The organism is Micromonospora sp. NBC_01638, assembly GCF_045209745.1.
GTDB lineage: Bacteria > Actinomycetota > Actinomycetes > Mycobacteriales > Micromonosporaceae > Micromonospora.
This window is the reverse complement of record NZ_CP109273.1, coordinates 4,505,016-4,531,240: the sequence shown is the minus strand read 5'-3', so window position 1 is coordinate 4,531,240 and position 26,225 is coordinate 4,505,016. Positions and strand designations below refer to the sequence as shown.

Here is a 26,225-nt window from a genome sequence, read left to right as displayed (position 1 = left end):
CACCCACGCTCCCGCCGCGCGCCCTGCTCACCGACCAGCTCAGCCGCGTCCCGAGCGGCCGATCAGCTCAGCCGGCGGTGGTGGCGAGGTAGGCGTTGATCTCGGCCGTGATCCGCTGCTTTCCGGCGGGGTCGAGGAAGGACGCGGTCACCGCGTTGCGGGCCAACCCGGCCAGGCCCTCGGGACCGGCCCCGAGCAGACGGGCCGCCACCGCGTACTCGTCATTGAGGGTCGTGCCGAACATCGGCGGGTCGTCGGAGTTGATGGTGACCAGCAGCCCGGCCTCGACCAGTCGGGGCAGCGGGTGCTCGTCGATGGTGGCCACCGCCCGGGTCCGCACGTTCGACGTCGGGCAGATCTCCATTCCGATCTGCCGCTCGGCCAGGTACGCGAGCAGCTCCGGGTCCTGCGCAGCGGAGATGCCGTGCCCGATCCGCTCGGCGCCCAACTCGTTCAGCGCGTCCCAGATCGTCTGCGGCCCGGTGGTTTCCCCCGCGTGCGGCGCCGAGCGCAGCCCGGCGGCGCGGGCCTGGTCGAAGTAGGGCCGGAACTGCGGCCGGGGTACGCCGATCTCCGGGCCGCCCAGACCGAAGCTGATCAACCCGTCCGGGCGCTCCTCCACGGCGATGCGCAGCGTCTCCTCGGCTGCCGGCAGGCCCGCCTCACCGGGGATGTCGAAGCACCAGCGCAGTTCGATGCCGAAGTCGGCCAGGGCGCGCTTGCGGGCGTCCTCGATCGCCTCGCAGAACGCCGGTGCGGGGATGCCGCGCCGTACGTGCGAGTACGGGGTGATGGTCAGTTCCGCATACCGGACCTGTTGGCGAGCCAGCTCCCGGGCCACCTCGTGGGTGAGGATCCAGACGTCCTCCGGGTCGCGGATGAGGTCCACCACGCTCAGGTAGACCTCGATGAAGTGCGCGAAGTCGCGGAACTCGAAGTAGGTGGCGAGCGCCTCCGGGTCGGCCGGCACGGGGGTGCGTCCCTCGTGCCGGGCGGCCAGCTCGGCGACGATCCGAGGCGAGGCGGAGCCGACGTGGTGCACGTGCAGCTCCACCTTGGGCAGGCCGGCGATGAAGGTGGGCAGGTCGGTCACGGGTTCTCCTGGGCACGGTCGCCGGTGCGGGCGACGACGAAAACGCGGCGGAACGGGAAGTACACCTGACCCTGCCGCACCGGGTACTCGGCGGCGAGGCGTACCCCCAGCTCGGATCGGAAGGCGGACCAGCCGGCGGCGTCCAGCGCGGCCCGGACCGGGCGCAGCGCCGTGCCCTCCATCCAGGCCAGCACCGGGTGCTCGGCGGCCGGCCGAGCCGGCAGCAGGTGCACGTAGGTAGTCTCCCAGGCGTCCACCGCGCAGCCGGCGGCGGTCAGCAGCGCCGCGTAGTCGGCCGGGTCGTCGACCGGGTCCGCGCGCAGCAGTGGGGCGACCTCGGCGCGCCAGGCGGGCCGGCCGGCGACCTCGCGCAGGGCGCGATGCGACGGGGCGGCGAAGTTGCCGGGGACCTGCATGCCGAGCCAGGCGCCAGCGGGCAGCTCGGCGGCCCAGCGGCGCAGCAGCTCCTGGTGGCCGGGAACCCACTGCAGCGCCGCGTTGCTGACCACCACGTCCTCGTCGCCGGCCGGGCGCCAGTCGCGCAGGTCGGTGACCGCGAAGTCGACGGGAGCCCCCAGGGCTGCGGCCCGGTCGATCATCTCGGGCGAGGAGTCCAGGCCGAGCACCCGGCTCATCGGCCAGCGCTCGGCGAGGGTGGCGGTGAGCTGACCGGGGCCGCAGCCGAGGTCGACCACGGCCCGGGGCCGCTCGGCCGGGATCCGCGCGACCAGGTCGTAAAACGGTCGGGATCGCTCGTCACCGAAGCGCAGGTAGGTCGTCGGATCCCACATCGCCGCCTCCTAAACCGTACGTCCGTCTTGTTCAAGGTACGGCTCGCCTGGCCGGGTGACAACCCGATCACTAGGCTCGGGGCATGGAACAGCGCAGCTTCAACCGGCTCGGCCGGACCGTCGGCGCGGTCGGCCTGGGCGCCTGGCAACTCGGCGCGGACTGGGGCACCGTCAGCGAGGCCGACGCGATGGCGGTGCTCGCCGCCGCCGTGGACTCCGGGGTCACCTTCCTCGACACCGCCGACGTGTACGGCGACGGCCGCAGCGAGCAACTCATCGGCCGCTTCCGGCGCTCCCGACCCGACGCCGGGCTGACCGTCGCCACCAAGATGGGCCGCCGCGTCGAGCAGCAGCCGGAGGCGTACACCCTGGCCAACTTCCGGCAGTGGACCGACAGGTCCCGGGCCAACCTGGGAATGGACACCCTGGACCTGGTCCAGCTGCACTGCCCGCCCACCGCCGTCTTCTCCTCCGACGAGGTCTTCGACGGCCTCGACACCCTCGTCGCCGAGAAGGCCATCGCCGGGTACGGCGTCAGCGTCGAGACCTGCGACCAGGCCCTCACCGCGATCACCCGACCGGGGGTGGCGAGCGTCCAGATCATCCTCAACGCGGTCCGCCACAAGCCGCTGGAGCGTGTCCTGCCGGCCGCCGCGGCGGCCGGTGTCGGCATCATCGCCCGGGTGCCGCTGGCCAGCGGCCTGCTCTCCGGCCGGTACGACGAGCACACCGAGTTCCCCGCCGACGACCACCGCAACTTCAACCGGCACGGCGCGTCCTTCGACGTCGGGGAGACGTTCTCCGGGGTCGACTTCGAGCGGGGCCTGGCCGCCGTACGCCGGTTGGCTCCGCTGGTCGACGAGGACCGCACGATGGCGCAGTTCGCGCTGCGCTGGGTGCTGGACCAGTCGGGCGTCACCGTCGTCATCCCCGGCGCCCGCGACGCCGACCAGGCCCGGCGCAACGCCGCCACAGCGGCCCTGTCGCCGCTCAGCGACGGCCAGTTGGCCGCCGTACGCGAGATCTACGACGAGCTGATCCGCCCGCAGGTGCACGACCGATGGTGACCCGCGCACCCGGGGTGCTCGCGTGGCGCTGCCCAGCCGACGATGCTGAAGGGCGACGCGCCGCCCCGGGCGGCGGAAAGGGGACGCGATGAGGGGTTGGCTTTCGCTCACCCTCGGCCTGTTGGCCGTCGTGATCGGTGCGGTGTGGACGGTCCAGGGCCTCGGCTACGTCAGCGGCAGCGTGATGACCGACGAGAAGATCTGGGCGGTGCTCGGTCCGCTCGTGGCGCTGGCCGGGCTGGTGGTGCTCGGGCTCGGCCTGCGTTCACGCCGCCGACGCTGACCAGTCGGCCCGCCGTGGGTCCCGAGCCGGCCCGGACCTGTAGAAAGCCCCGCATCCCTTCAAGGGATGCGGGGCTTCACAACGACCCTGGCCGGATCGTCCCACTGGCCGGCGGGGGCCGGCCATCGTGCTCAGATGGGACGGACCTGCTCAGCCTGCGGGCCCTTCTGACCCTGAGCGATCTCGAACTCCACCCGCTGGTTCTCCTCCAGCGAGCGGTAGCCGCTGGTCTGGATGGCCGAGAAGTGGACGAACACGTCAGCACCCCCACCATCGACGGTGATGAAGCCGAAGCCCTTGTCAGCGTTGAACCACTTCACGGTTCCCTGAGCCATGTGTATCTCCCTCTAAAAACTGGTGGCCGTGCACGCCGTGCGGCCGATTGGCCGTTTTCGAGCAGCGGTGCCTGAGGCGGCCCCACGAAGGAGACTTCTCTCAACCCACGCCATCTCGCAACAGCGGGGACCAGCAAATCACGGACGCAAAAAGTCTGTCACGACCTCTCCGACGAATTTCTCCGACATGTGACCTGACGGATGCCTCTGGCCCACTGGGCGGCGTCCGATGCCACGCGAAAGCCCCCTTCCCATCGATGCGGGAAGGGGGCTGAAGTCGCTGTGTGGTCAGTCCGGCCAGCGGCCGGTCATCCGGCGGACGCCGACCGCGCTGCCCCGGTCCACGGCAGCCCGGACGACCGCGAAGATCGCCCCCTGCAACGCCGCGGCGGCCAGGATCTCGCCCCAGCGGCGATCCTCGTCGACCGCGCTGGGCGCCTCACCGTCGCCTGCGGTGACCTTCCAGACCTGCCGGAAGATCGCGCCAGCCACCGCGCCTGCGGCGATACCCAACAACACGCCGACCGGCCGGTACGCGACCCTGCCGATGCTCTTGCTCACCTACGCCTCCCCCGAACGATCATCAGCACCACCACGGCGGCCACCGCACCCGCGGCGATCGTCGCCCACGGCACCGGGTTGCGTCGCATCAACTCGCTCTTGTCGTGCGCCTGCGCGCGCACCAACTCGCCCTTCTCGTGCGCCTGCGCCCGCACCAGCTCGCCCTTTTCGTGCGCCTGCGCCCGCGCCATTTCGGCGCCACGCGCGGCCTGCCCGCGGACCCGGGCGACGGTCTGCGCCGCCTGCTCGCGCATCCGCTCCTTCGCCTGCCCGGCGGACACCTTCAGGCGCGCCTTGACGTCGGCCTTGGCGGCCAACGCCTCCACCGTCTCGCCCAACTCGACGCGGGTGCGACGGATCTCCTCGCGGAGCGCCTCCATGTCGCCGGTCCCGTTGCCCGTCATGACCGTCCCCTGTCCTTCACCGCGGCGGTGACGGTGTCCACGTCGGCCCGGAGGCTCCGGACCGTGGCCGCCGGCACCGGTGGGACCGCACGGCTGACCTGCTTCTTGCCCACCAGGGCGAGGACGCCGGCCACCAGGAAGAGCGCCACCGCCACGATCAGCGCGGCGGCCCAGGCGGGCAGCACCAGGTCGAGCAGCAGGATAGCCGTGACGACCAGCGCTCCCAGGCCGTAGAACGCCAGTGCCCCGCCGCCGCCGAACAGGCCGATCCCGATGCCGGCGTGCTTGCCCTTCTGGGTCAACTCCGCCCGGGCCAGCGCCAGTTCGTCCCGTACGAGGCGGGAGACCTGCTCGGTGGCTCGCTGCACCAGCTCGGCGGTGGAGGGCTCGCTCCCGTTCTGGGATGTGCGGGCGTTCGCCACGTCAGCCATGCTGTCCTCCTTTCCTCATCACCGCGCTGTATGCCCGGAGTCGCCGCCCGTCAATCCTAAGACGCGCCGAGCAGCTCACCGTCCCCGTTGACCGGACGCCGCGCCGCCGGCGCCCCGATCACGCCAGAGATGTCCGGCAGCACATCCCCCACCCAAGCCCGACCAAACCTCCCAACCAAACCCCCGTCCGCCCCCGCGCCCCGCCGCCCCCTGCTCCCCTCGTCCACCCCTCCCCCTCTGCCCCCACCCCCTTCCCTCGCCGACCCTCCCCTCGCCGACCCTGTCCTCGCCGACCCTGTCCTCGCCGACCCTGTCCTCGTCGACCCTGTCCTCGTCGATCTAGGGCATATCGCTGCTAATGGATCTCCAATCGCGACGATATGCCCTAGATCGACGAGGAAAGGGGGTGGGGGGAGGGGGAGGGGGCGGGGGGTGGGGCAGGGGAGGGGGCAGGGGGGTGGTTAGGGGCGGGGTTCTTCGGGGCCTACGAAGGCTTCGCTGCGGGCGTCGCCGTCGTCGCTGCCGCCGAAGACGCGCGCGCCGTCGGCGGCCTCCGTGTCGGTTGCGCGGCGCGTCGGCCGCCTCGGCTGCACCCACTGCCAGGGCAGGTTGCTGCTGGCGTCGCCCAGCTCGGTACGCATCCGGGGCATCGCGGTCGGGCGGTTGTCCCGGATCCAGGCGACCAGGTGCTCCCGGACGAGGCAGCGCAGGTCCCACAGACTGCCCGCGTCGGCGGCGCTGACCAGCGCGCGCATCCGGACCGTCCCGCCGGTGGCGTCGGTGACCTGCAGGACGCAGACCCGCCCGTCCCACAGCTCGGTGCCCTCGACGAGGCGGCGCAGCTCCTCGCGCATGGTCTGCACCGGCACCGCCCAGTCCACGTCGAACTCGGCGGTACCGAGCACTGCCGCCTCGGTCCGGGTCCAGTTCTGGAACGGTTTGCTGGTGAAGTACGAGGTGGGCAGGATCAACCGCCGGTCGTCCCAGATCTGCACGACGACGTAGCTGAGGGTCAGCTCCTCGATCCGACCCCACTCCCCCTCGACGACGACCACGTCGTCGAGCCGGACGGCGTCGCTGAAGGCGAGTTGGAGGCCGGCGAAGACGTTGCCGAGCAGGCTCTGCGCGGCGAGCGCGGCCACCACACCGACCACACCGGCCGAGGTCAGCACCCCGGCGCCGATGCCACGCACGCTCGGGAACGTCATCAGCATCACCCCGACGGTCAGGATGACGATCACCGCGATGGTCAGTCGGCGCAGCATCACCACCTGGGTCCGTACCCGCCGGGCGTGCCGATTGTCCGGCACGTCGACCCGGAACCGGGCCAGCGCGGTGTCCTCCACGACGACCAACAGGGAGGCGACCAGCCAGGCGGTGGTGGCGATGACGCCGAGGACGAGCAGGTGCAGAAACTGCTGCCGCCAGCTCTCACCGACCGCGTACCCGGTGTTGAAGCGGACGGCGAACTGCACGGCGACGACCGTGCCGGCGACCTGGAGCGGCCGGTGCGCGTGATCGGTCAGCTCGGTCATCAGCGTCGACCGGCGGCCGAACCGCCGGGTCAGCCGGTGGACGACCTCGACCAGGAACAGGGCGACCGCCGCCGCGACGAGCGCGACGACAGCCGTTTCGAGGTAACTCTGCACGGCTTCGATGCTTCCCTTCGACCACACGTCGGGCACTCCGGGCAAAAGCCCAAGAGTGCCCGACGTCCCCGGAACCGACCAGCTCAGACCTTGCGGTACCGGGACTGGAGGAAGCAGTAGACGCCGAAGGCGGCGATGCCGAGGGCGACCAGGGTCAGCAGGAACGTGCCGTACGACTGCTCGCGCAGCGTGTGCAGCGCGGCGTCCAGACCACGGGCCTTCTTCGGGTCGTAGTTCACGGCCGCCACGATGACCAGCAGACCGGTGATGCCGTACGCGACGCCCTTGGCGGTGTATCCGGCGATGCCGAGGCGGCGGGCCAGCTTGTGGGTCTTCGGGCTCATCTCGCCGGTCTTCAGGTGCTTCTCGAACTTCTTGAGGATGCCGTAGATGACCAGGCCGACGCCGATCGCGGCGAGCACCAGCCCGGCCAGGCCGACCAGCCAGCGACCCCCGCTGGAGTTCATCAGCTTGCCGGTCAACGCCTCCTGCTGGTCAGCGCTGTTCGACCCGACGTCCTTGAAGACCTTGAAGGCGGTCCAGGCGAAGTAGAGGTAGACGACAGTCCGGCCGGCCGAGGCGAGCCGCTCGGTGACCCGCTCCTTGCCCCGTTCGGCGCGGTGCCCGACCGCCGCCTCCAGCGCCTGCCAGATCGCCATCGCGAGCAGACCGACCGCGGTGGCGATGACCAGGAACTTACCCAGGGGCTGTTCGGAGAGGGTACGCAGCGCGCCGGACTGGTCGCCGTCGTCGGACGACGTGCCGAACGCGATCTGCAACGCCAACCAGGCGAAGAGAAGGTGGACGATGCCGTAGCCGATGAAGCCGGCCCGGGCGAGGAGTTCCAGCCATCGGCTGTCCGCCGTTCGGGAGGCGGTGGCTTCGGCGCTACGGGTGAGTGACATGGCGTCACAATCTCCGATTCGGAAGATTCCCAAACGTCGGCCACCGCCGCCCCGCCCAGGTCAGCTACCCGGGTTGCGCGATACGCGGATCTTGACCTGCTGGTCGGTCACGCTGTCCAGGGTGACCGCGAAGCCCCCGGCCTCGGCGGCCTCCTGGCCGGTGGTGAGGCTGAGCTGCTCACCGGCGACCTCGATGGTCACCTGGTCACCCTCCGCGCCGACCAGCTTGGCCTCGACGCCCAGGATGGTGGCGCTCGCTTCGACACCCCGCTCGAAGGTGACCGTGCAGGCGTCCAGCCCGCAGTCGGTGGAGGCGCCCTGCGAACTGCAACCGGCGAGCACGGCGAGGCCGAGCGCCAGACCGGCGAACAGACCGGCGGCGCGACGAATGGGCGGAATGGGCATGGTGGCGGGTCGGTTCGTCACCTCGCCAAGAATAGAGACGTCGGCGACGGTCCGGCCAAACGGTGATCCACTGGCTGCCGACCAGGGCACGAGGAGCACCGGCTAGGGTCGGCGACATGCCGTTCGACGTCGCCCGCACCCGGGCCGCCTATCCCGCCCTGGCCGAGGGCTTCGTCCACTTCGACGGGGCCGGGGGCACCCAGACCGCGGCCGGTGTGATCGACGCGGTCACCGATGCCATGCGTACGGCGGTCGGCAACCGCAGCGCCGCCTTCGTACCGGGTCGCCGGTCGTTGGAGCTGGTGGCCGAGGCCCGCTCGGCGGTGGCCGACCTGCTCGGCGCCGACCCGGCCGGGGTGGTGCTGGGGCCGAGCGCGACCGCGCTGACGTACACCCTGGCCCGCACGCTCGGCGCGAGCTGGCGTCCGGGTGACGAGGTGGTGGTCTCCCGGCTCGACCACGACGCGAACGTGCGGCCATGGGTGCAGGCGGCCGAGGCGGCCGGCGCGACGGTGCGCTGGGCCGAGGTGGACCGGCACACCGGTGAGCTGCCCGCAGCCCAGTACGCGGACCTGGTCGGTGAGCGGACCCGGCTGGTCGCGGTGACCGCCGGCAGCAACGCCATCGGCACCATGCCGGACGTGCCGGCGATCGCCAAGACCGCGCACGCCGTCGGCGCTCTGGTCTGCGTCGACGGCGTGCACTCGGTGCCGCACGGGCCGACCGACCTGGCCTCGCTGGGCGCCGACGTCCTGGTCACCAGCGCGTACAAGTGGTCCGGGCCGCACCTGGCGGCGATGGTGGCCGACCCGGCCCGGTGGGCGGCGCTGCGCCCGGCGAAGCTGGTGCCGTCCTCCGACGGGGTGCCGGAGCGGTTCGAGTACGGCACCCCGAGCTTCCCACTGCTGGCCGGTGTGACCGCCGCGGTGGATCACCTGGCGGGGCTGGACCCGGACGCGGTAGGGGACCGGCAGGCGCGGTTGCGCGCGGGGCTGGCCGCCGCCCAGGCGCACGAGGAGGCACTTTTGGACCGGCTGCTCGCCGGGTTCGCGGAGCGGTCCGCGATCACCGTCTACGGCTCGCCGGCCCGGCGCTGCCCGACGGTGTCGTTCCGGGTCGCCGGGATGTCACCGGCGGCCACCCAGGAGGCGTTGGGCGCTGCCGGGTTCTGCCTCTCCGTCGGCGACTACTACGCCTACGAGTACTTCCAGATGATGGGTCTGCGCGACAGCGGCGGCGCGGTGCGGGCCAGCATCTACCACTACAACACCGCCGACGAGGTGGACCGGTTGCTCGGCGAACTGGACGCGCTGACCGACGCCGCGGGGAGAATGGCCGGATGAGCAACCTGGTCGAGGACAACCCGGCGAAGCACCGCTTCGAGATCCTGGTCGACGACGCGCTGGCCGGTTTCACCGCGTACCTGGTGCGCGGGGAGATCCTGGTCTTCACCCACACCGAGGTGGACCGGGGATTTCAGGGCAAGGGCGTGGGCGGCACGCTGATTCGGGGCACCCTGGACCAGGTCCGCGCCCGTGGCACGAAGGTGGTGCCGCAGTGCCCCTTCATGGCCGCGTTCATCGACAAGCACCCCGAGTACGCCGACCTGGTCGCCCACCTCCCGTAACGCCGGCCGGTCGAACAGCGCCGGCCGGTCGAACAGCGCCGGCCCGTCAGCTCAGCTCAACGGACGCCGGTCAGCACCTCGGCGGCGGCCCACCCACTGGCCCGGGTGGCGCCGTGGGTGGCCAGGTGCACCGCTCCGGTGACCAGTTCGGGCACGCCCAGCTCGACCACGACCGCGTCCGGCCGGGCGACCAACGCGCGTTGCACGGCGGCGCGCATCCAGTCGTGCCGGTGCAGGTCACGGACCACCAGGACCAGTGGGCGGGCGCCCGCCCCAACGCCCGGGTCGGCCGGCACGTCGGGTTCGGCGTAGCGGACCGTGCTCGTGCCGGGCAGCAGCTCCCCTAGTGGCGCGCCGATGCCCCACGGGGTTTCCGCGCCGATGGCGATGTTGCGCAGCGGCTCGAACTCGACGACGTGCGCCGCGCGGGTCAGCGGCAGCGCGACCGTCGCGGTCCCGGCGGCGGTGACCCGAACGGCCCGGCGGGCGGCGACCAGCCCGACATCGGCGGCACCGCGCGTTCCGGCCGACCCGGCGGTGCGGGCGGCCACCGTCCAGGCGGCGAGTTGACCGACGCGCTTGGCCGCTTCGGCGAGGCGTTCCTCGGGCAGCTCACCGGAGACGACGGCGGCCACGATGGCGTCGCGCAGCTCGCGGGCCGCCTGCTCGTCGGCTCGTTCCCCGCCGATGCAGATCGCGTCGGCTCCGGCGGCGAGGGCGCGGACCGCCGCCCCGGCGAAGCCGTACCGGTCGGCGACCGCGCGCATCTCCACCGCGTCGGTCACCACCACGCCGGAGAAGCCCATCTCGTCGCGGAGCAGCCCACCCAGGATGCGCTGGCTCAGCGTGGCCGGCAGCTGCGGGTCGAGCGCGGGCACCAGCAGGTGGCCGGTCATCACGGCCTGCACCCCGGCGGCCACGGCGGCCCGGAACGGAGCCAGCTCGCAGGCGTCCAGCCGGTCCCGGTCGGCGGTGATCCGGGGCAGGTCGTGGTGTGAGTCGACGCGGGTGTCGCCGTGCCCGGGGAAGTGCTTGGCGCAGGCCGCGACGCCGCCGGCCTGGAGCCCGCGGACCCAGGCGGCGGTGTGCCTCGCGACCAGCGCCGGGTCGGCACCGAACGAGCGGACGCCGATCACCGGGTTGTCCGCGTTGGAGTTGACGTCGGCGTCCGGGGCGTAGTTGAGGGTCACCCCCGCCGCGGCCAGCTCGACACCGAGGTCTCGGGCGACCGCCTCGGTCAGCTCCGGGTCGTCGACCGCGCCGAGGGCGAGGTTGCCGGGCCGGGAGCTGCCGTGGACCGACTCGAGCCGGGTGACGTCTCCGGCCTCCTCGTCGATCGCCACGATGACGTCCGGCCGCTCGGCGCGCAGCGTCGCGGTGAGCGCCGCCACCTGCGCGGAGTCGACGACGTTGCGGGCGAAGAGCACCACCGAGCCGAGGCCCTCGCCGAGCCAACGGCACACCCACGGTGGCGGCGTGGTGCCGACGAACCCGGGTTGCAGGACGGCGGCGGCGAGCGCCGGAAGGTGCCCGCTGTCAACCCGCTGGTTGCGCTCGCTCATGCGGCCCCCGTACCCCCATCTCTCGCGCGCCCTCGGCGCACCGCCACCGGCAGGCGGTCCTGCCATGGTCACACCGGGAGATTCAATAGTCAATAAACCTTACAGTTGCCCGGCGGCCCGCATCCCGGGAGAGTGCGGGGATGGACCCCGCCCTGCTGGCCGACGCGACGAGCCCGGCCGACATCCCCGGCGTACGCCTGCTCGGCCTGGTGGTCGGCGCCCTGCTGCTGCTCGCCGCGATCCGGGCGATGTTCGGTCGGCGCTGACCAGCCACCCGGGGGTGATCGTCCGAATGAGTTTCGGCGGTCATGGGCTCGGGTACCCCCGGCTCTCGATGAAACTGTCCACGCATTCGATGACGTTGCGCCGCGCGGCCCTTAGCCTCTTCGGCTGGAAGGCGCTGCGGCCCAACCAACTGGCCGCCATGCGCGCGGTGATGAAGCGACGTGACGCCCTGGTGGTGCTGCCCACCGGTGCCGGCAAGTCGGCCATCTACCAGATTCCGGCCAGCCTGATCCCCGGCCCCACCGTGGTGATCTCCCCACTGCTGGCCCTTCAGCAGGACCAGATCGCGGCCCTCAACGAACGCCAGCGCCCCGAGCTGCGGGCGGTGCGGATCAGCTCGAACGAGTCGCCCACCCAACAGGCCGAGGCGATCACCGAGATCCGCGAGGGCCGGGCGGAGTTCCTGTTCATCACCCCGGAGCAGCTGGCCAACCCCGACCGGATGGCGGAGGTCGCCGCGCTGAAGCCGGCGCTGGTGGCGATCGACGAGGCGCACTGCATCTCGGCCTGGGGGCACGACTTCCGCCCCGACTACCTGGCGCTCGGGCACCTGATCGAGGGCATCGGCCGGCCGCCGGTGGTGGCGCTGACCGCCACCGCGTCCCCGCCGGTACGCGATGACATCATCGCCCGACTGCGCCTGCACGAGCCGGAGGTGGTGGTCTCCGGGCTGGACCGGAGCAACCTGTTCCTCGAGGTGGCGCACTGCCCCGACGAGGACTACCGGTGGCGGCGCCTGATGACGCTGCTGCGCGACGAGGGGCAGCCGGGGATCATCTACGTGCCGACCCGCCGCGCCGCCGAGGAGCTGGCCACGAGGTTGACCGACGCCGGCCTCCCGGCGCAGTTCTACCACGGCGGAATGCCGGCCGGCGCCCGCGCCGAGCTGCACGAGGCGTTCCTCGCCGACCAGGTCCCCATCATGGTCGCGACCTCGGCGTTCGGCATGGGCATCGACAAGCCGAACATCGCCTGGGTGGTGCACATGGCGCTGCCCGACTCGCCGGACAGCTACTTCCAGGAGATCGGCCGGGCCGGGCGTGACGGGCAGCCGGCCCGGGTGCTGCTGCTCTGGCGGGCCGAGGACGTGGGCCTGCAACGGTTCTTCAGCGGCGGCCTGCCGGACTCCGACGAGCTGCGTGACCTGGCGGCGCTGCTGCGCCGCAAGCCGGCCACCAGGACCGAACTGCGGGAGACCACCGGCCTCGGGCCGCGCAAGCTGGGTCAGTACCTCTCCCTGCTGGAGCAGACCGGCGCCGCCGAGCCGCGCGCCCGGCAGCGCATCGGCGCTCCCCGCTACTCCCCCACGCCGGTGGACGCCGCTGCGGCGGCGCTGGCCGAGGCGGAGCGGCAGCAGACGGTGACCCGGTCCCGCACCGACATGATGCGGGCCTTCGCCGAGACCCACGCCTGCCGGGGGCAGACCCTGCTGGCCTACTTCGGCGAGCAGATGACCGAGGTCTGCGGGCACTGCGACAGCTGCCACGCCGGCACCAGCGTCGCCGACCAGGGCGCCGTCGGGCCGTTCCCGGTGCACAGCCAGGTGCGGCACCCGGAGTGGGGGCACGGCATGGTGCTGGGGTACGAGGAGGACAAGATGACGGTTCTCTTCGATGAGGTCGGGTACAAGACGTTGTCGGTGCGCGTGGTGTCCGAACAGGGCCTGCTGACCCTGGACTAGCCTGACCCGGGCGCCGGCGTGGGTCCCGGTGGATCGACCGAGCAGGGCACCGATTGACCAAGCAGAGCAGGGCGGAAGGGGCATTGCCGTGATCGAGCAGCCGGCGTACACCGGATTCGGTTTCTCCGATGGGGAGTGGGGGCTGCTGGTCGGCCTGCCGCAGTCGGTTCTGACCGCGGCGAGCGCCGCCGAGTCCGACGGCACCCGCCGGACCATGGCGGAGACCGCAGCCGGGTTGGAAACCATCGGCGCCGGCCGGGAGTCGGCCAGCCCGCTGGTCGCCGCCGTGGCCGGCGAGATCGTGACCCGGGTCGGTGACCCGGACACCGGCGAGGAGCTGCCGGCCATCGCGCCCGCCGACCCCCGGGCGTACATCGACGACGTGCTGCTGCGGGCCGGCGAGGCCGCCGCGTTGCTGGCCGCGCGGGTCGACGAGGGCGAGGCCGGCGCGTACAAGCACTGGCTCGTGAAGATCGCCGAGCAGGTGGTGGGCGCCGCGTCCAGCGGTGGGCTGCTGGGCATCGGCGGCGAGTCCGTCAGCGACTCCGAGCGGCGCTTCCGCGACCGCCTCGCGCACGTGCTCATCGACTGACGGACGACAACGACGTACCGGCCGGACCGGTCGGTTCGGCAGCCAGCGCCGCCGAATCGGCCGGCCGGACGCCGCGTAGCGTGACCAGCGCGGTTACCGCGCCCAGCAGCATCGCCACCATGGCGGCGATCGCGGCGAGGTGCAGCCCGTCGGTGAACGCGACCCGGGCGGCGTGCAGCACCGCGTCGGCCAGATCCGCCGGCAGCCCCTGCGCCACCGCGAGCGCACCCCCCAGGGTCTCCCGGGCCGCGTCGCCGGTGTCCGCGGGCAACCCGGCCGGCAGGCCGTCGAGGATCTCGCGGCGGTAGATCGCCGCGCCCACGCTGCCGAGGATCGCCATCCCCAGCGCGCCGCCCAGTTCGCTGCTGGACTCGGCCAGCGCCGAGGCGACACCGGCCTGCTCGGGCGGCGCCGCGCCGAGGACCAACTCGGTGACGAGTGACATCACCATTACCAGGCCACCCGCGTAGACGCTGGCGCCGACGAGCAGCAGCCACAGCGGCGTCTCCGGTGTGACCCGGGTCAGGACCGCGAAGCCGAGCACGGCGATCCCGAAACCCGCGCCGATCAGGTACGCCCGTTCGACGCGCTGGGCGAGCGCGGCGGCGGCCGGCGCGATGCCGCCCACCGCCAGCGACGGCACGAGGCTCCACAGTGCCGCCCGCAGCGGGCTCAGACCGAGCACCAACTGGAGGTGCTGGGTGGTGAAGATGGCGAAGCCGACCAGCGCGAACATCGCCAGCAGGTTGACCGCGAGCGACCCGGCGAAGCCGGGGCGACGGAACAACCCAAGATCGATCATCGGGTACGCCCGGGTCCGCTGCCGGAGCAGGAACAGCGCGCCCACCAGCAGGCCGGCGACGATGGCGAGCAGCCGCACCGGGCTGAGACCGTCGCGGGCCATCTCCTTGATGCCGTAGATCACCGGCAGCAGCGCGCCGAGGGACAGCGCCGCGCTGATCAGGTCGAACCGCCCGGTCGCCGGGTTGCGGAACTCGGGCACCAGGATCGGCGCGAGCAGGAGCAGCATGAGCATCGCCGGGATGTTGATCAGGAAGATCGAGCCCCACCAGAAGTGCTCCAGCAGGATGCCGCTGAGCACCGGGCCGATCGCGATGCCGCCGGTGAGCGTGGCGGTCCAGATGCCGATCGCGGTGCCGCGCTGCTTGGCGTCGTGGAACATGTTGCGCACCAGGGCAAGGGTGGACGGCATCAGGGTGGCCCCACCGACGCCGAGCACGGCGCGTGCGGCGATCAGCGTCGGTGCGCTGTCGGCGTACGCGGCCAGCAGGGACGCCGCCCCGAACGCGGTGGCGCCGATCAGCAGGAGCCGGCGTCGGCCGATCCGGTCGCCCAGAGCGCCCATGGTGATGAGCAGCCCGGCCAGCACGAAGCCGTAGATGTCGAAGATCCAGAGTTGCTGGGCACCGGTGGGGCGCAGTTCCGCACTGATGAACGGGACGGCGAAGTAGAGCACCGACACGTCCATCGAGACCAGGAGCAGCGGCAGCATCAGCACCGTGAACCCGATCCACTCCCGTCGGCCCGCCCGTGGCACCGGTGTGGTGGTCATCGTCGTCATGATCATTTCCTTTCTGCGTATGACGTACGCTGTTATGCGTAGACCATACGCAGAACTAGGATGACGAAGCAAGGAGGAAAAGTGGCGGCGAAGACAGACGACAGCGGGCCCGTGCTCCCGCCGGCCATCGAGAGCGCCTGGGGGCTGCGGGAACGGCCACCCAAGGGCCCGCGGCCGGGGATGAGCGTGCAGACCATCGTGGACGCGGCCGTCCGAGTGGCCGACGCCGACGGGCTGGCGGCCGTCTCGATGAGCCGGGTGGCCAAGGAACTGGGCGCCGCCACCATGGCCCTCTACCGCTACGTCGGCTCGAAGGACGAGCTGCTGATGCTCATGGTGGACACCGGGTACGGCCCGTCGCCCGGTCCGCCCCCGCCAGAGGACGACTGGCGCGCCGGGCTGAGCCGGTGGGCCTGGGCCCAGCACGACGTGCTGCGGCAACGATCCTGGCTACTGCACATGCCGATCACCGGCCCGCCCATCACCCCGCAGCAGCTCGGCTGGATGGAGGACGGGCTGCGCTGCCTCGACGGCACCGCGCTCGCCGAGGGCGAGAAGATGTCAGTGCTGCTGCTGATCACCGGCTACACCCGCAACGAGGCCACCCTCACGTCACAGGTCGTCGAGGCCAGCCGGGCGGCCGGCGTCGCGCCGGGTGAGATGATGCCGGCGTACGGTCGGATGGTGGCCCGGTTGATCGACCCGGCCCGTTTCCCGGCGCTGCACCGGGTGCTGACCTCCGGAGTGCTCAGCCAGGACGACGACCCCGACGACGAGTTCACCTTCGGCCTGGACCGGATCCTCGACGGCATCGAGGCCCTGATCCAGCGCCGAGCGGGTTGAGGGAGCCGGATGCTGCCGAAGGACACCATCGACACCACCATCCTGCCACCCCGGGAGCGGTTCGGGATGTGGCTGGACCTTGTCGCGCGCACCTCGGCGCCGATGCGGATCCAGTCCGCGCACGCCGACGACTTCGCCGCCCGGGCCGGCTTCCTCGACCTCGGCCCAATCCAGCTGGCCAATTACCACTACCCGTCGCTGGATGCCACCCGGACCGCCAAGCTGATCCGCCAGTCGGACCCGGAGCTGTACGTGCTCGCCCTCACCACCGGCGGCGTCGGCACGTCCAGCCAGGACGGCCGATGCAGCGAGATCCGCTCCGGCGAGTTCACCTTCTACGACGCGTCCCGGCCGCACAACGTCGGCCACCAGGCGACCGATCCGGAGCGGGTCCAGGCCACCTCGATCATCACGATGATCCCGCACGCCGCACTGCCACTGCCGCCACAGCGGATGGCCACGCTCTACGGCGGCCGACTGTCCGGCAGCGAGGGGGTCGGCGCGCTGTTGGCGCAGTTCCTGACACAGGTGACCGGGCACCCCGAGCAGTACCACGCCGCCGACGCCAGCCGGCTCGGCTCCGTGGGACTCGACCTGGCCACCACCATGCTCGGCCGGCACCTGGTCGCCGAGGACGCGGTGCCCACCGAGGTCCGCCGACGGGCACTGCTCACACAGGTGCAGGCGTACGTCCACCGGCACCTCGGCGAGGCGACGCTCAGCCCACAGGTCCTCGCCGACGCCCACCACATCTCGGTGCGGTCGCTGCACCGGTTGTTCGAGGACGAGGACACCACGGCAGCGTCCTACATCAGGGAGCTGCGGCTGACCCGATGCCGGCGCGACCTGTCCGACCCGGCGCTGCGCAACCAGCCCGTGCAGGCCATCGCGGCGCGCTGGGGGTTTCCCGACAAGGCCCATTTCAGCCGGGTGTTCCGGGCGGCGTACGGGATGAGCCCACAGGAGCATCGCGACGGCGGCTCGGATCCGACGCGGATCGTCAACCGCGCGGCGTCCATGGTCAACTCGTTGGGGGCAGACTGACCCCAACGTGGCCGACCGTCGCCCGCACAGCGGGCCCACGGCGGCCCGCCAACGGGGGCCGTGGCGAGGCGCCCGCCGCGCTCGCGGCGGGCGGCCGCCCGGTGGGCCCCGGTCACACCTGATGCCCCGGCTCCGCCGCTGTCCCCCCAGGACCCTCGGCGGGGCCGGTCAGGTTTCCTCCAGCAGCTCCCGGACGACCCTCTCAGCCTCCTCGCGTGGCGCCTGCGGGTCCACCGACGCCACCACCCCGTCGTGGTAGAGGTCGACGACCCGAGGATCCACGTAGGACGCCCGGGCCACCGTCGGAGTGTTGCCCAGCAGCTCGGCCACCTCGCGCATCACGGCGACCACCGCCTTGCGCCGGGCGGTGACCGATCGGGCCGGGCCTGCGGTGGCCAGCTCGGTGGCGGCGAGCACGGTGGCGTGCCAGGTGCGGAAGTCCTTCGCGGTCATCTCCCCACCGCTGGCGTCGCGCAGGTAGCCGTTGACCTCGTCGCTACGCACGTCGCGCCACTCCCGGCCGTCCCAGTAACCGAACAGCCGGTCCGCCTGCCTGCGGCGCCGGCGCAGATTGATCAGCACCTGGCACAACTCCGGGTCCTCGATCCGGCGTACCTGCTCAATGCCACCCTTCGCGGGAAACACGAAGACCACGCAGCCACCCCGGGACCGGGCATGCTCGGGGCGCAGGGTGGACACCCCGTACGTCGGGTCGTCGCCGGCCGCGTACTGGTCGCTGCCGACCCGGAACATCCCCATGTCCAACAGTCGGACCACCGTCGCCAGCACCCGGTCCCGGCCCAGCCCTCGGCCGTCCAGGTCACGCCCCACCCGCTCCCGCAGCACCGGCAACCGCCGGGCCACCTCCAGCATGTGGTCGAACTTCGCCTCGTCCTGCTTCTCCCGCCACAGCGGGTGGTAGACGTACTGCTTGCGCCCGGCCGCGTCGATCCCGATCGCCTGAATGTGCCCGTTCGGGTGCGGTGAGATCCAGACGTCCTGCCAGGCCGGAGGGATGACCAGCTCCCGCAGCCGGGCCAGGACATCCGGATCCCGGACCGGAGCGCCGGTCGGGTCGACGAAGAGCCAGCCCCGCCCACGCCGGCGCCGTCCGTACCCCGGTCGACCCGGGTCGCTACGCCGCAACCGCACCGGAGACCCGCACCACTCTTTCCACCTCAGCCACGGCGGCCAGCACCTCGTCGAGGCGCAGAGCAGCCATCGTCGGGTGGCTTCCGACCCCGTCCCACCTGGGCCAATCCCCCTCGCCGGCCCAGAGCACCCGGTGCCGGGGCCGGTCCGGTGGCGGCCCCCAGTGAGCCGGCGGCACCGGCCCGAAGAGGACGACCGACGCGGTGCCGTACCCGGTGGCCAGGTGCGCCACCCCGGTGTCTGCGCTGATCACCAGCCGGGCGTAGGCCACCAGCGCGGCAAGCGCACCGAGGTCGGTCCGGCCCGCCAGCACGGAGTCGGGTGCCAGGCCGGCCGCCTCGGCCACCCGGGCCGCCAGCGCCCGTTCGTCGGCCGAGCCGGTGAGCAGCACCCGATGTCCCTGGTCGGTGAGTGCCCGGGCCAGCGCGGCGAACCGCTCGGCGGGCCACCGCTTGGCGGGGATCTTGCTGCCGGGATGCAGCACGGTGACTCCGGTGGGCGACCCCGCCGACCCGGGCCGGCGCAGGCCGAGGTCGGTGCGGTCGGCCGGAATGTCGTACCAGGACAGCAGCCGGCACCACCGGTCCACCTCGTGCTCGTCGACGGCCCACCGCGGGCCGTCGACGAAGCCGGCGTCCAGGTTCGCGAAGGCGAGCAGCCGGCCGGGCCGGGTGGCCGCGAGCAACCGGTGCGACTGCGGGCCGCGCCCGTGCAGGTTGACGGCGACCTGCGGGGCCGACCCGACCCGGATGGGCCGATCCAGCCCGGCGGTGTCCACCAGCCGGTCGATGCCGCCGACCAGATCGACCAGCGGGGCCAACCAGGCGGGCGCGGCGAGCGCCAGCTCCCGACCGGGGTACGCGGCCCGCAGCGCCCGCAGCGCTGGCACCGCGGTGACCAGGTCGCCGACGCCGAGGGCGCGCAGCACGAGGATCACGGGTACGACGTCTCCTGCTCGGCGCAGACCACCATCTCACGGATCGCGCAGCCAGCCGGCTGGCTGAGCGCGAACATGATCGCCGCAGCGGTGTCGGCGGGATCGTTGAGGACCGCGTCCGGCCCCGGCTTGTACTGCGGGTCGCGTTCGTCGAAGAACGAGGTACGCATCCCGCCCGGGATGAGCAGGGTGACGCCGACCTGACCGGCGAGCTCAGCGGCAAGGGCGCGGGTGAAGCCGACCACGCCGAACTTCGCCGCGCAGTACGCGGTGGCGTCGCTGACCGCCTTGACGCCCAGGGTGGAGGCGACCGTGACGATGCGGCCCCGAGACGTCAACAGGAACGGCAGCGCGGCCCGGATCACCGCCGCGGTGGCCAGCAGGTCGACGGTGACGATCCGGTCCCAGGTCTCCCCCGGCACGTCGGCGAGTCGACCCGGTACGTCCGTCCCGGCGGCGGTGACCACCGCGTCCAGGCCGCCGGCCTGCTCGGCGAGGTGCTGGGTGGCCACCTCGGCGACCCGGGTGTCGGCCAGGTCGCACTCGGTCCAGGACACCCCGTCCACCGGCGGCTGCCGATCCAGCACGAGCGGTCGACCACCGGAGGCGGCCACTGCCGCGACCACCGCGGCGCCGAGCCCGCTGGCGCCGCCGGTGACCAGGACCGTGGGCCCGGCGCCGGGCCGCGTGGCGGTCATCGGGTCCGCTCCCCGATGGAGCGAACGATCATGTCGGTGGTGGAACGACCGTCCAGGTAGGGCACCACCACCGTGTTCCCGCCCCACCGGCGCAGGACCTCCGCCTCCGGCAGGGTGGCGGCGGCGTCCCCGCCACCGGTGGCGTAGTCGCCGCCCTTGACCCAGATGTCCGGTCGTACCCAGGACAGCGCCGCGTCCGGGGTCGGCTCGTCGAAGACGAGGACCGCGTCGACGCAGCTCAAGGCGGCCAGCAACCGGCTGCGGTCACCCTCGGACATCACCGGTCGGTCCGGCCCCTTCAACCCGGCCACGCTGACGTCGGAATTCAGGCAGACGATCAGGCAGTCGCCGAGCTGCCGGGCGGCCTGCAGGGTGGCCACGTGCCCGGCGTGCACCAGGTCGAAGCAACCGCCGGTCGCCACCACCGTGCCGCCTGCGGCACGTACCTCACCAAGGAGCGTGGCGGCCGCCGCGACTCCCACCCGGTCACCACCCCGGCCGACCACACCGGCGGTCATGGGAGGGACCGGCGGAGGTAGCGCCGCCGCGACTCCCCCACCGGCCACGTACGCGGACGCCTCGGCGACCGCCGCCTGCACCGCCTCGGACACCAGCGCGCCCTGGGCCAACGCGAGGCTGGCGGCGGCGGCGAACCGGTCGCCCGCCCCGCAGGTGTCCCCCTCGGCGCTGCCCGGGGTCGGCACGACCAGCGGCGTCGACCCGGCGTGACAGAGCAGCGCGCCGTCACCGCCCAGCGTCACCGCGACCGCACCGGCCCGCCAGCGCCGCCGCAGCCCCTGCGCACCACGGGAGGCGGTGGCCAGCCGGGAGGCGCCGGGCAGTGCGGGGACCAGCTCGCGCACCTCCGACTCGTTCGGGGTGGCCAGATGGATGCCGGGCACCGCCGCCGGGCCGCGCGGGTGCGGGTCCCACACCACCGGCGCGCGGGTGGCGGCCAACGCGTCGCGCAGCGCGGGCTGCCGGGCCACCCCCCGGCCGTAGTCGCTGACCAGGACGGCCGACGCCGCGCCGATCACCCGGAGCACCTCGTCGGAGGGCTGACCCGGCTCCCCGGACGTGCCGCCCCGGTCGTGGCGCAGCAACACCCGGCCCCGGGCCCGCAGCCGAATCTTCTCCGGCGTCGCCCCGGACAGGGCCAGTGGGTACACCTGCACGCCGGCGGCGGCGAGCAGCGCGCTCAGTCGGGCCCCGCCGGCGTCGTCGGCGAGCGCGGTCACCAGCACCACCTCGGCGCCCTGCGCGGCGGCGAACACCGCCGCCAGACCGGCACCACCGGGTCGGTCGGTGGCCGAGGTCTCGTCGAGAACGGGCACCGGGGAGTCCGGGCAGAGCCGGCTCACCACCCCTTCCACGTCCCGGTCGAGCAGGGCGTCCCCAAGCACCACCACAGGTCCCCTCACGCTTGCCTCCCCATCCTCACGCGTCGACCTGCTGTCCGGTCCCACCGTCGAGCACCACTTCGACCCCGGTCCGCACCGGCCCGGACGGGAGCCGACCGGCCGGTGCGGGCTCCTCCGGTACGCGCTCGACAACCGCTGGGTCGCTGGCGGCGGCCAGTGCGGCGGGCAGTTCCTGTTCGAGGTACTCGCAGAGCAGGTGACTGGTCACGAGGTGCAGTTCCTGGACGACCTGGGTGTCGGGGGACGCGACGACCAGCACGTCGTCGCAGGCGTCGGCGAGGGGATTGGGGGCGGCCCCGGTGAGCGCCCAGGTGGTCAGACCGACGGCACGGGCGGCCTGCGCGGCGGTGACCAGGTTGGGGCTGGTGCCGCTGGTGCTGAGCAGCAGCAGGACGTCACCGGGGCGGCCGTGGGCGCGCACCTGGCGGGCGTACACGTCGGTGTAGCCGTAGTCGTTGGCGATGGCGGTGAGCGCGCTCGTCTCGGCGTGCAGCGCGATCGCGGACAGCGGCTGACGGTCGTGATGGAGCTTGCCGACCAGCTCGGCGGTGAGGTGCTGGGCTTCGGCGGCGCTGCCGCCGTTGCCGGCGACCAACAGGCGGCCCCCGGCGGCCAGCCGGTGGGCCAGGTCCGCACCCCAGCGGGCCAACTGCGGCTCGCAGCGCCGGTACGGCACCAGCGCCGCAACGAGATTCGTCAGGTGGGTGTCGAGCAGGCTGCCCGCCGGCATCAGGCCACCACCCGGGCCGGCCGGCGCACGGCGGCCACCTCGCTGTAGACCTCGACCAGCCGCTCGGCGGTGGCCGCCCACGAGTACCGCGCCCGGGCCCGCTCGCGCGCCGCCGCCGCGTACGCGAAACGTCTGATCCGGTCGTCGAGCAATCCCTGGATCGCGGTGGCCAGGGCATGCGGGTCCCGCGCCGGCACGAGATCACCGGTCGTCCCGTCGACCACGGTGTCCCGGATGCCGCCGACGGCGGTGCCGACGACCGGCACCCCGCAGGCCATCGCCTCCAGCGGAGTCAACCCGAACGGCTCGTACCAGGGTGCGGCGACCAGCAGGTCCGCCGAGCGGTACCAGCGGCCCATCTCCTCCCGGGGTACCGCGCCGACCAGGTGCACCCGGTCAGCCACCCCGCACGACTCGGCCAGCGCCCGCAGCCGCCGGGCGTACGGGTCGGTCTCCAGCAGGCCCTCGGGCGGACCGCCGACCACCACGCACTCGGCGTTCGGGACCAACGCCATCGCGCGGATCACGGTCTGGAAGCCCTTGCGTTCGACCAGCCGGCCCACGGTCAGAATCCGGGCCCGACCCGGCTCGCGGTCGGCGGCCGGCCCGAGGGGGGCGAACGTGGCGAGGTTGACCCCGGAGGGCACGACGGTCATCCGGGACCGGGGCACACCCATCCGGACCAGTTCGCCCACCTCGTCGCGGCACTGCGCGATGATCCGATCCACCGAGCGGCCCAGCTCCCGCTCGTAGGACACCCGCCGGGCCGGGCTGGTGTCCTGCACGCCCTGGTAGCGGCGTTTCACCGTGCCCAACGCGTGGTACGTCTGCACCACCGGCACCCCGGTCTGCCGTCCGGCTGTCAGCGCCGCCAGGCCACTCATCCAGAAGTGCGCGTGGATCACCTCGGGCACCCACTCCCCGCCCCGCCAGCGCTCGATCAGCCAGCGGCTGAACTCGCGCATGTGTGGCAGCAGCGTGTCCTTGGCCACCGGCTCGGCCGGGCCGGCGGGCACGTGCACCACGTCGTACCCGTCCGCGCTGCGCACGGTCACCGGCAGGTCGAGAGCGTCCCGGCGGGTGTAGACCCGCACCTCGTGCCCGGCGGCGACGAGCGCGGCGGACAGCTCCGCGACGTGCGTGTTCTGGCCGCCGGCGTCCTCCCCTCCGAGGACGGCGAGCGGGCTGGCGTGCTCCGAGATCATCGCGATCCGCATACTTCCTCCTCCAGCAGCCGGTCCCAGTCAGCGAGGAAACGGTCGAGGCCGTACTTGTCGCGGGCGGCGGCTCGCGCCGCCGCGCCGGCCTGACGCGCGGTAGCCGGTTCGGCGATGAACCGGCGGGCGGCGTCGAGCAGGGTGTCCGTCCGGGTCGCGAGGGCACCCGCCTCCGGAGGCACCGCCGTCACCGCCTCGGTGGTGGCGAGCGCGACGACCGGCATGCCGATCGCCATCGCCTCGATGAGGCTGAGCCCGAGCGAGGTCCAACGGCACAGGTGCAGGTACGCGCGACGGCGAGCCAGCTCGGCGTGCATCCGGTCCTGGGGTACGTCGTCGTGGCTCGTGAGCCGGTCGGCGGGCAGCCCCAGGTGGTCGGCGAGGCCGGCGACGCCCATGCCGAACACGTCCAGTGGCGCGATCTCGGCGAACTGCGGCAGCAGGTCGGTGCCGGTGACCCGTCCCCGCCGCACCGGCTCGTTGATCACCACGGCGAACCGGTCCAGTTCACCGGTGTAGGACGCAGAGGGGGCGACGATGCCGTGGTCGACCACCGTGGTGCGGGTGGCGCCGGTGTCCCAGAAGATCTGATTGAACCCGGTGACGTGGGCGATGAGCAGGTCGTCGCGGTCGGCCATCGGGTGGCGGGTGTTGGGCACGTCGCCCTTGGGGGTGTTGTGTTCGACGTAGATGGCGGGAACGTCGCGGCCAGGGCGGCGGCGCAGCCACTCCTCGGCCCGGTCGATCTCCTCGGGGCGTTGCAGGATGACCAGGTCGAGGTCGGTGCCCGGCAGGTCCTCCGGGGTGATTTCGACCGCGTTGTCGGGCCACGGGTAGGTGCGGGCCCGGCCGAGGCCGTACGGGCCGCGGTCGGGTGTGGTCGGGATCAGGTAGCGATGGCTGCCGTGCACGAACGACGTGGTCCAGGAGCCGTGCACGTGCCAGAGCAGGATGTTCATCGGCCACCACCGCTGACGGCGAGAGTCCGTAGCGCGTCGACCACCTCGTCCGGGTCGATGCCGCTGAGGCAGGGATGCCCGGGGACCGGGCAGCTGGCTGCCCGGGTGTCCCGGCAGGGTGCGGCGGCATCGCCGAGCCGGACGGTGGGCACCCGGTAGGGCCCCCACTGGCCGAACGGCACAGTGGGCGCGAAGAGACTCACCACCGGCACACCGGCTGCGGCGGCCAGGTGCGCGGGTCCGGTGTTGCCGACCACGACCGCGCCGGCGTCCGCCACGATCCCGGCCAGCCCGGCCAGGTCGGTTCGGCCACCCAGGTCGGTGCCACCGGCCGCGGCGACCCGGGCGGTGATCCCACGCTCGTCGGAGCCGCCGGTGACCAGCACCCGGTGCCCGGCGGCGGTCAACGCCCCGGCGATCCGGGTCGCCAACTCGGGCGGGCAGGCCCGGCTCGACGCGGCCGACCCGGGGTGCAACACCACGTACCCCGGGTCGCCGAGAGCGGCCGGGCGCGGCACCACCGCGTCGCGGCGGAGCCGGAGCACGGGTTCGTCGCCGTCGGGCAGCCGGTGGCCTGCGGCGGCGGCGAGGGAGAGGGCACGTTCGGGTTCGGGGACGCCCACCGGCACCCGGTGCCGGACGTCCAGCAGCGAGCCCGGGTAGTCGTCGCTGATCGCCGCGATCCGGCCGATCCCCGCCATCCGCAGCAGCAGCGCCAGCGGCAGGGCCGACTGGTGGAACGAGGTGAACACCACCGCCTGGTCCGCACCGACCGCGCCGAGGCGCGCGGTCAGGCTCCTCATGGCCTCCGGGTGGATCGGCGCCGGCATGGGGTCGATCCACGGCAGCGGATGCTCGATGATCTCGTCGACGCCGGGCAGCAGGTCGGCCGCGGCACGGCCACGCGGCCCGCACAACAGCACCACCCGCTGCGCCCCGGCCGCGACGGCGCGGATCGCCGGCCCGGTGACCAGCAAATCCCCCGCCGAATCGGACCGGACCACCAGCGCTGTCCGCACCGGGCCGCCGGGCCGGGTCGAGGGTTGCACAGCTTGTTGGCGGCGCAGAATCTCGTCCACCGCCGCCGGCAGATCGGTGGCCACCCAACCGGCGGCGGCGATCTCCTCCGGGCGGGTCACCGGGGTGGGCACCAGCACTCCCGCAGCCCCCGCGGCCAGCGCGGCGGCAACGTCCCGGCCGATGTCGCCCACCATCGCGCACCTGGACGCGGTCGTGCCCAACTCCCGGGCTGCGGCGTAGACCAGGCCGGGCGCGGGCTTGCGGCAGCCACAACCGTCGGCATCGTCGTGCGGGCAGATCAGCCACGCGTCGAACCGGCCCAGCAGCTCCTCGACGCGGGCGTGCACCGCCCGCATCTGCTCACCGGTGAAGTAGCCCCGGGCCAGGCCCGACTGGTTCGTCACGACCGCCAGCCGTAGCCCGGCCGCCCGCAACCGGTCCAGCGCCGCCCGCGCTCCCGGCACCGGTCGCACCTTCTCCGGGTCGCCGTTGTAGGGCACGTCCTCGATCAGGGTGCCGTCGCGGTCCAGCAACACCGCGTCGTACAGGACGGGGCGGGGGCTCCCGACGGGCCCGGAACCGGCGCGGTCAGCAGCGGCGTACACCCGGACTGACCTGCGCTGATACGGATCCTCCTGGTCCTGTCGCACAGCCGGCGGGTTCCCTGCGCCCCGAGGAGTAAACGTCGGCGGGGAGGCGGTGGGCCAGCGCCGCCAGCGGTGCCCCGGGTCGGTCATACCCGCCGCACCGGAGAAGCTAACCCGCCGGCTGTTAGCCCCACGGCGGTGCGGGTAGGGCAGCTCAGTGGCGATTGTGGAGCAAGTGATCGACGACGACGCCTGGCCCCGGGTGGGCAGCCAACTGCACCACCGAGCCGGGTGACGCCGACCGGCGCCGCCCGTGACCAGCACAAGTAGCCCGAATGTCGCAGAACACGGCGGTCTGTGACGC

The 26,225-nt window shown here is 73.0% G+C and carries 28 protein-coding genes; 9 read left to right on the top strand and 19 right to left on the bottom strand.

From position 1 onward, the window contains the following. Positions 1–67 precede the first annotated feature (67 nt). A complete protein-coding gene (locus OG811_RS21415) occupies positions 68–1,093 on the bottom strand; it encodes an adenosine deaminase (RefSeq protein WP_406068191.1) in 1,026 nt (341 codons plus the stop codon). Further along, on the bottom strand, positions 1,090–1,884 hold the full coding sequence (locus OG811_RS21410; RefSeq protein ID WP_406068190.1) for a trans-aconitate 2-methyltransferase: 795 nt from the start codon (positions 1,882–1,884) through the stop codon (positions 1,090–1,092). The genes OG811_RS21415 and OG811_RS21410 overlap by 4 nt, the downstream gene beginning before the upstream one ends. Positions 1,885–1,967: 83 nt before the next feature. Here OG811_RS21410 and OG811_RS21405 point away from each other — a divergent pair, with 83 nt between their 5' ends. Both OG811_RS21405 and OG811_RS21400 read left to right on the top strand, forming a co-directional pair. Continuing rightward, positions 1,968–2,951, top strand: a complete 984-nt coding sequence (locus OG811_RS21405; RefSeq protein ID WP_406068189.1) for an aldo/keto reductase — start codon at positions 1,968–1,970, stop codon at positions 2,949–2,951. An 88-nt stretch (positions 2,952–3,039) separates the two neighbouring features. Continuing rightward, positions 3,040–3,234, top strand: a complete 195-nt coding sequence (locus OG811_RS21400) for a hypothetical protein (RefSeq protein ID WP_406068188.1) — start codon at positions 3,040–3,042, stop codon at positions 3,232–3,234. A gap of 131 nt (positions 3,235–3,365) precedes the next feature. On the opposite strand, the gene OG811_RS21395 is transcribed toward OG811_RS21400, so the two are convergent. The 7 genes from OG811_RS21395 to OG811_RS21365 all read right to left on the bottom strand — a co-directional run bounded on the left by OG811_RS21395 (position 3,366) and on the right by OG811_RS21365 (position 7,945). After that, positions 3,366–3,569: a cold-shock protein gene (locus tag OG811_RS21395; RefSeq protein ID WP_030338233.1), complete on the bottom strand. Its 204-nt coding sequence runs from the start codon at positions 3,567–3,569 to the stop codon at positions 3,366–3,368. 288 nt (positions 3,570–3,857) lie between these two features. Continuing rightward, positions 3,858–4,130, bottom strand: coding sequence for a DUF4235 domain-containing protein (locus tag OG811_RS21390; protein WP_406068186.1), 273 nt, complete (start codon positions 4,128–4,130; stop codon positions 3,858–3,860). Then, the gene (locus tag OG811_RS21385; RefSeq protein ID WP_406068185.1) at positions 4,127–4,534 is read right to left on the bottom strand and encodes a DUF3618 domain-containing protein; all 408 of its coding nucleotides are present in this window, start codon (positions 4,532–4,534) and stop codon (positions 4,127–4,129) included. Before OG811_RS21385 ends, OG811_RS21390 begins: the two co-directional genes overlap by 4 nt. Then, positions 4,531–4,965, bottom strand: a complete 435-nt coding sequence (locus OG811_RS21380) for a phage holin family protein (protein WP_406068183.1) — start codon at positions 4,963–4,965, stop codon at positions 4,531–4,533. Before OG811_RS21380 ends, OG811_RS21385 begins: the two co-directional genes overlap by 4 nt. 461 nt (positions 4,966–5,426) lie before the next feature. Continuing rightward, the gene (locus OG811_RS21375) at positions 5,427–6,614 is read right to left on the bottom strand and encodes a mechanosensitive ion channel family protein (RefSeq protein ID WP_406068182.1); all 1,188 of its coding nucleotides are present in this window, start codon (positions 6,612–6,614) and stop codon (positions 5,427–5,429) included. Positions 6,615–6,697: 83 nt separating this feature from the next. Next, positions 6,698–7,519 (bottom strand): DUF1206 domain-containing protein, encoded by an 822-nt coding sequence (locus OG811_RS21370; RefSeq protein ID WP_406068181.1) that lies wholly within the window; start codon positions 7,517–7,519, stop codon positions 6,698–6,700. 60 nt (positions 7,520–7,579) lie between these two features. After that, complete coding sequence (locus OG811_RS21365; RefSeq protein WP_406068179.1) at positions 7,580–7,945, bottom strand: hypothetical protein; 366 nt, start codon at positions 7,943–7,945, stop codon at positions 7,580–7,582. A 95-nt stretch (positions 7,946–8,040) separates the two neighbouring features. Here OG811_RS21365 and OG811_RS21360 point away from each other — a divergent pair, with 95 nt between their 5' ends. Together OG811_RS21360 and OG811_RS21355 are read left to right on the top strand one after the other, a co-directional pair. Further along, positions 8,041–9,267: a cysteine desulfurase-like protein gene (locus OG811_RS21360; RefSeq protein ID WP_406068178.1), complete on the top strand. Its 1,227-nt coding sequence runs from the start codon at positions 8,041–8,043 to the stop codon at positions 9,265–9,267. After that, the gene (locus OG811_RS21355; protein WP_406068177.1) at positions 9,264–9,551 is read left to right on the top strand and encodes a GNAT family N-acetyltransferase; all 288 of its coding nucleotides are present in this window, start codon (positions 9,264–9,266) and stop codon (positions 9,549–9,551) included. The genes OG811_RS21360 and OG811_RS21355 overlap by 4 nt, the downstream gene beginning before the upstream one ends. 56 nt (positions 9,552–9,607) lie before the next feature. Here the strand turns inward: OG811_RS21355 and OG811_RS21350 are convergent, their stop codons facing one another. Continuing rightward, entirely contained in the window at positions 9,608–11,113 is a 1,506-nt protein-coding gene (locus tag OG811_RS21350; RefSeq protein WP_406068176.1) for a glycoside hydrolase family 3 protein, read from the bottom strand. Positions 11,114–11,253: 140 nt separating this feature from the next. Here OG811_RS21350 and OG811_RS21345 point away from each other — a divergent pair, with 140 nt between their 5' ends. The 3 genes from OG811_RS21345 to OG811_RS21335 all read left to right on the top strand — a co-directional run bounded on the left by OG811_RS21345 (position 11,254) and on the right by OG811_RS21335 (position 13,671). Further along, positions 11,254–11,379 (top strand): hypothetical protein, encoded by a 126-nt coding sequence (locus OG811_RS21345; RefSeq protein ID WP_255421242.1) that lies wholly within the window; start codon positions 11,254–11,256, stop codon positions 11,377–11,379. Between the two features lie 68 nt (positions 11,380–11,447). Next, a complete protein-coding gene (locus OG811_RS21340) occupies positions 11,448–13,079 on the top strand; it encodes a RecQ family ATP-dependent DNA helicase (protein ID WP_406068175.1) in 1,632 nt (543 codons plus the stop codon). An 88-nt stretch (positions 13,080–13,167) separates the two neighbouring features. Further along, the gene (locus OG811_RS21335; RefSeq protein ID WP_406068173.1) at positions 13,168–13,671 is read left to right on the top strand and encodes a hypothetical protein; all 504 of its coding nucleotides are present in this window, start codon (positions 13,168–13,170) and stop codon (positions 13,669–13,671) included. Here the strand turns inward: OG811_RS21335 and OG811_RS21330 are convergent. Beyond that, the gene (locus OG811_RS21330) at positions 13,661–15,253 is read right to left on the bottom strand and encodes an MFS transporter (RefSeq protein ID WP_406068171.1); all 1,593 of its coding nucleotides are present in this window, start codon (positions 15,251–15,253) and stop codon (positions 13,661–13,663) included. The genes OG811_RS21335 and OG811_RS21330 overlap by 11 nt on opposite strands. An 81-nt stretch (positions 15,254–15,334) precedes the next feature. Between OG811_RS21330 and OG811_RS21325 the strand changes: the two genes are divergently transcribed. After that, the gene (locus OG811_RS21325) at positions 15,335–16,096 is read left to right on the top strand and encodes a TetR/AcrR family transcriptional regulator (RefSeq protein ID WP_406068169.1); all 762 of its coding nucleotides are present in this window, start codon (positions 15,335–15,337) and stop codon (positions 16,094–16,096) included. Between the two features lie 9 nt (positions 16,097–16,105). Then, complete coding sequence (locus OG811_RS21320) at positions 16,106–17,140, top strand: helix-turn-helix domain-containing protein (RefSeq protein WP_406068167.1); 1,035 nt, start codon at positions 16,106–16,108, stop codon at positions 17,138–17,140. A 168-nt stretch (positions 17,141–17,308) separates the two neighbouring features. Here the strand turns inward: OG811_RS21320 and OG811_RS21315 are convergent, their stop codons facing one another. From OG811_RS21315 to OG811_RS21280, 8 genes are read right to left on the bottom strand one after another with little or no spacing between them, the layout of a single operon-like run. Then, complete coding sequence (locus tag OG811_RS21315; protein WP_406068165.1) at positions 17,309–18,292, bottom strand: DNA topoisomerase IB; 984 nt, start codon at positions 18,290–18,292, stop codon at positions 17,309–17,311. After that, a complete protein-coding gene (locus OG811_RS21310) occupies positions 18,276–19,229 on the bottom strand; it encodes a glycosyltransferase family 9 protein (protein WP_406068164.1) in 954 nt (317 codons plus the stop codon). The genes OG811_RS21315 and OG811_RS21310 overlap by 17 nt, the downstream gene beginning before the upstream one ends. Then, on the bottom strand, positions 19,226–19,927 hold the full coding sequence (locus OG811_RS21305) for an SDR family oxidoreductase (protein WP_406068163.1): 702 nt from the start codon (positions 19,925–19,927) through the stop codon (positions 19,226–19,228). The genes OG811_RS21310 and OG811_RS21305 overlap by 4 nt, the downstream gene beginning before the upstream one ends. Then, entirely contained in the window at positions 19,924–21,348 is a 1,425-nt protein-coding gene (locus OG811_RS21300; RefSeq protein ID WP_406068162.1) for a PfkB family carbohydrate kinase, read from the bottom strand. The genes OG811_RS21305 and OG811_RS21300 overlap by 4 nt, the downstream gene beginning before the upstream one ends. Before the next feature lie 16 nt (positions 21,349–21,364). Beyond that, on the bottom strand, positions 21,365–22,081 hold the full coding sequence (locus OG811_RS21295; RefSeq protein ID WP_406075844.1) for an SIS domain-containing protein: 717 nt from the start codon (positions 22,079–22,081) through the stop codon (positions 21,365–21,367). Further along, a complete protein-coding gene (locus OG811_RS21290; RefSeq protein ID WP_406068160.1) occupies positions 22,078–23,295 on the bottom strand; it encodes a glycosyltransferase in 1,218 nt (405 codons plus the stop codon). The genes OG811_RS21295 and OG811_RS21290 overlap by 4 nt, the downstream gene beginning before the upstream one ends. Next, positions 23,280–24,254, bottom strand: a complete 975-nt coding sequence (locus OG811_RS21285; RefSeq protein ID WP_406068159.1) for a glycosyltransferase — start codon at positions 24,252–24,254, stop codon at positions 23,280–23,282. The genes OG811_RS21290 and OG811_RS21285 overlap by 16 nt, the downstream gene beginning before the upstream one ends. Continuing rightward, positions 24,251–25,924, bottom strand: a complete 1,674-nt coding sequence (locus tag OG811_RS21280) for an HAD-IIIA family hydrolase (RefSeq protein WP_406068158.1) — start codon at positions 25,922–25,924, stop codon at positions 24,251–24,253. Before OG811_RS21280 ends, OG811_RS21285 begins: the two co-directional genes overlap by 4 nt. Positions 25,925–26,225: the final 301 nt, after the last annotated feature.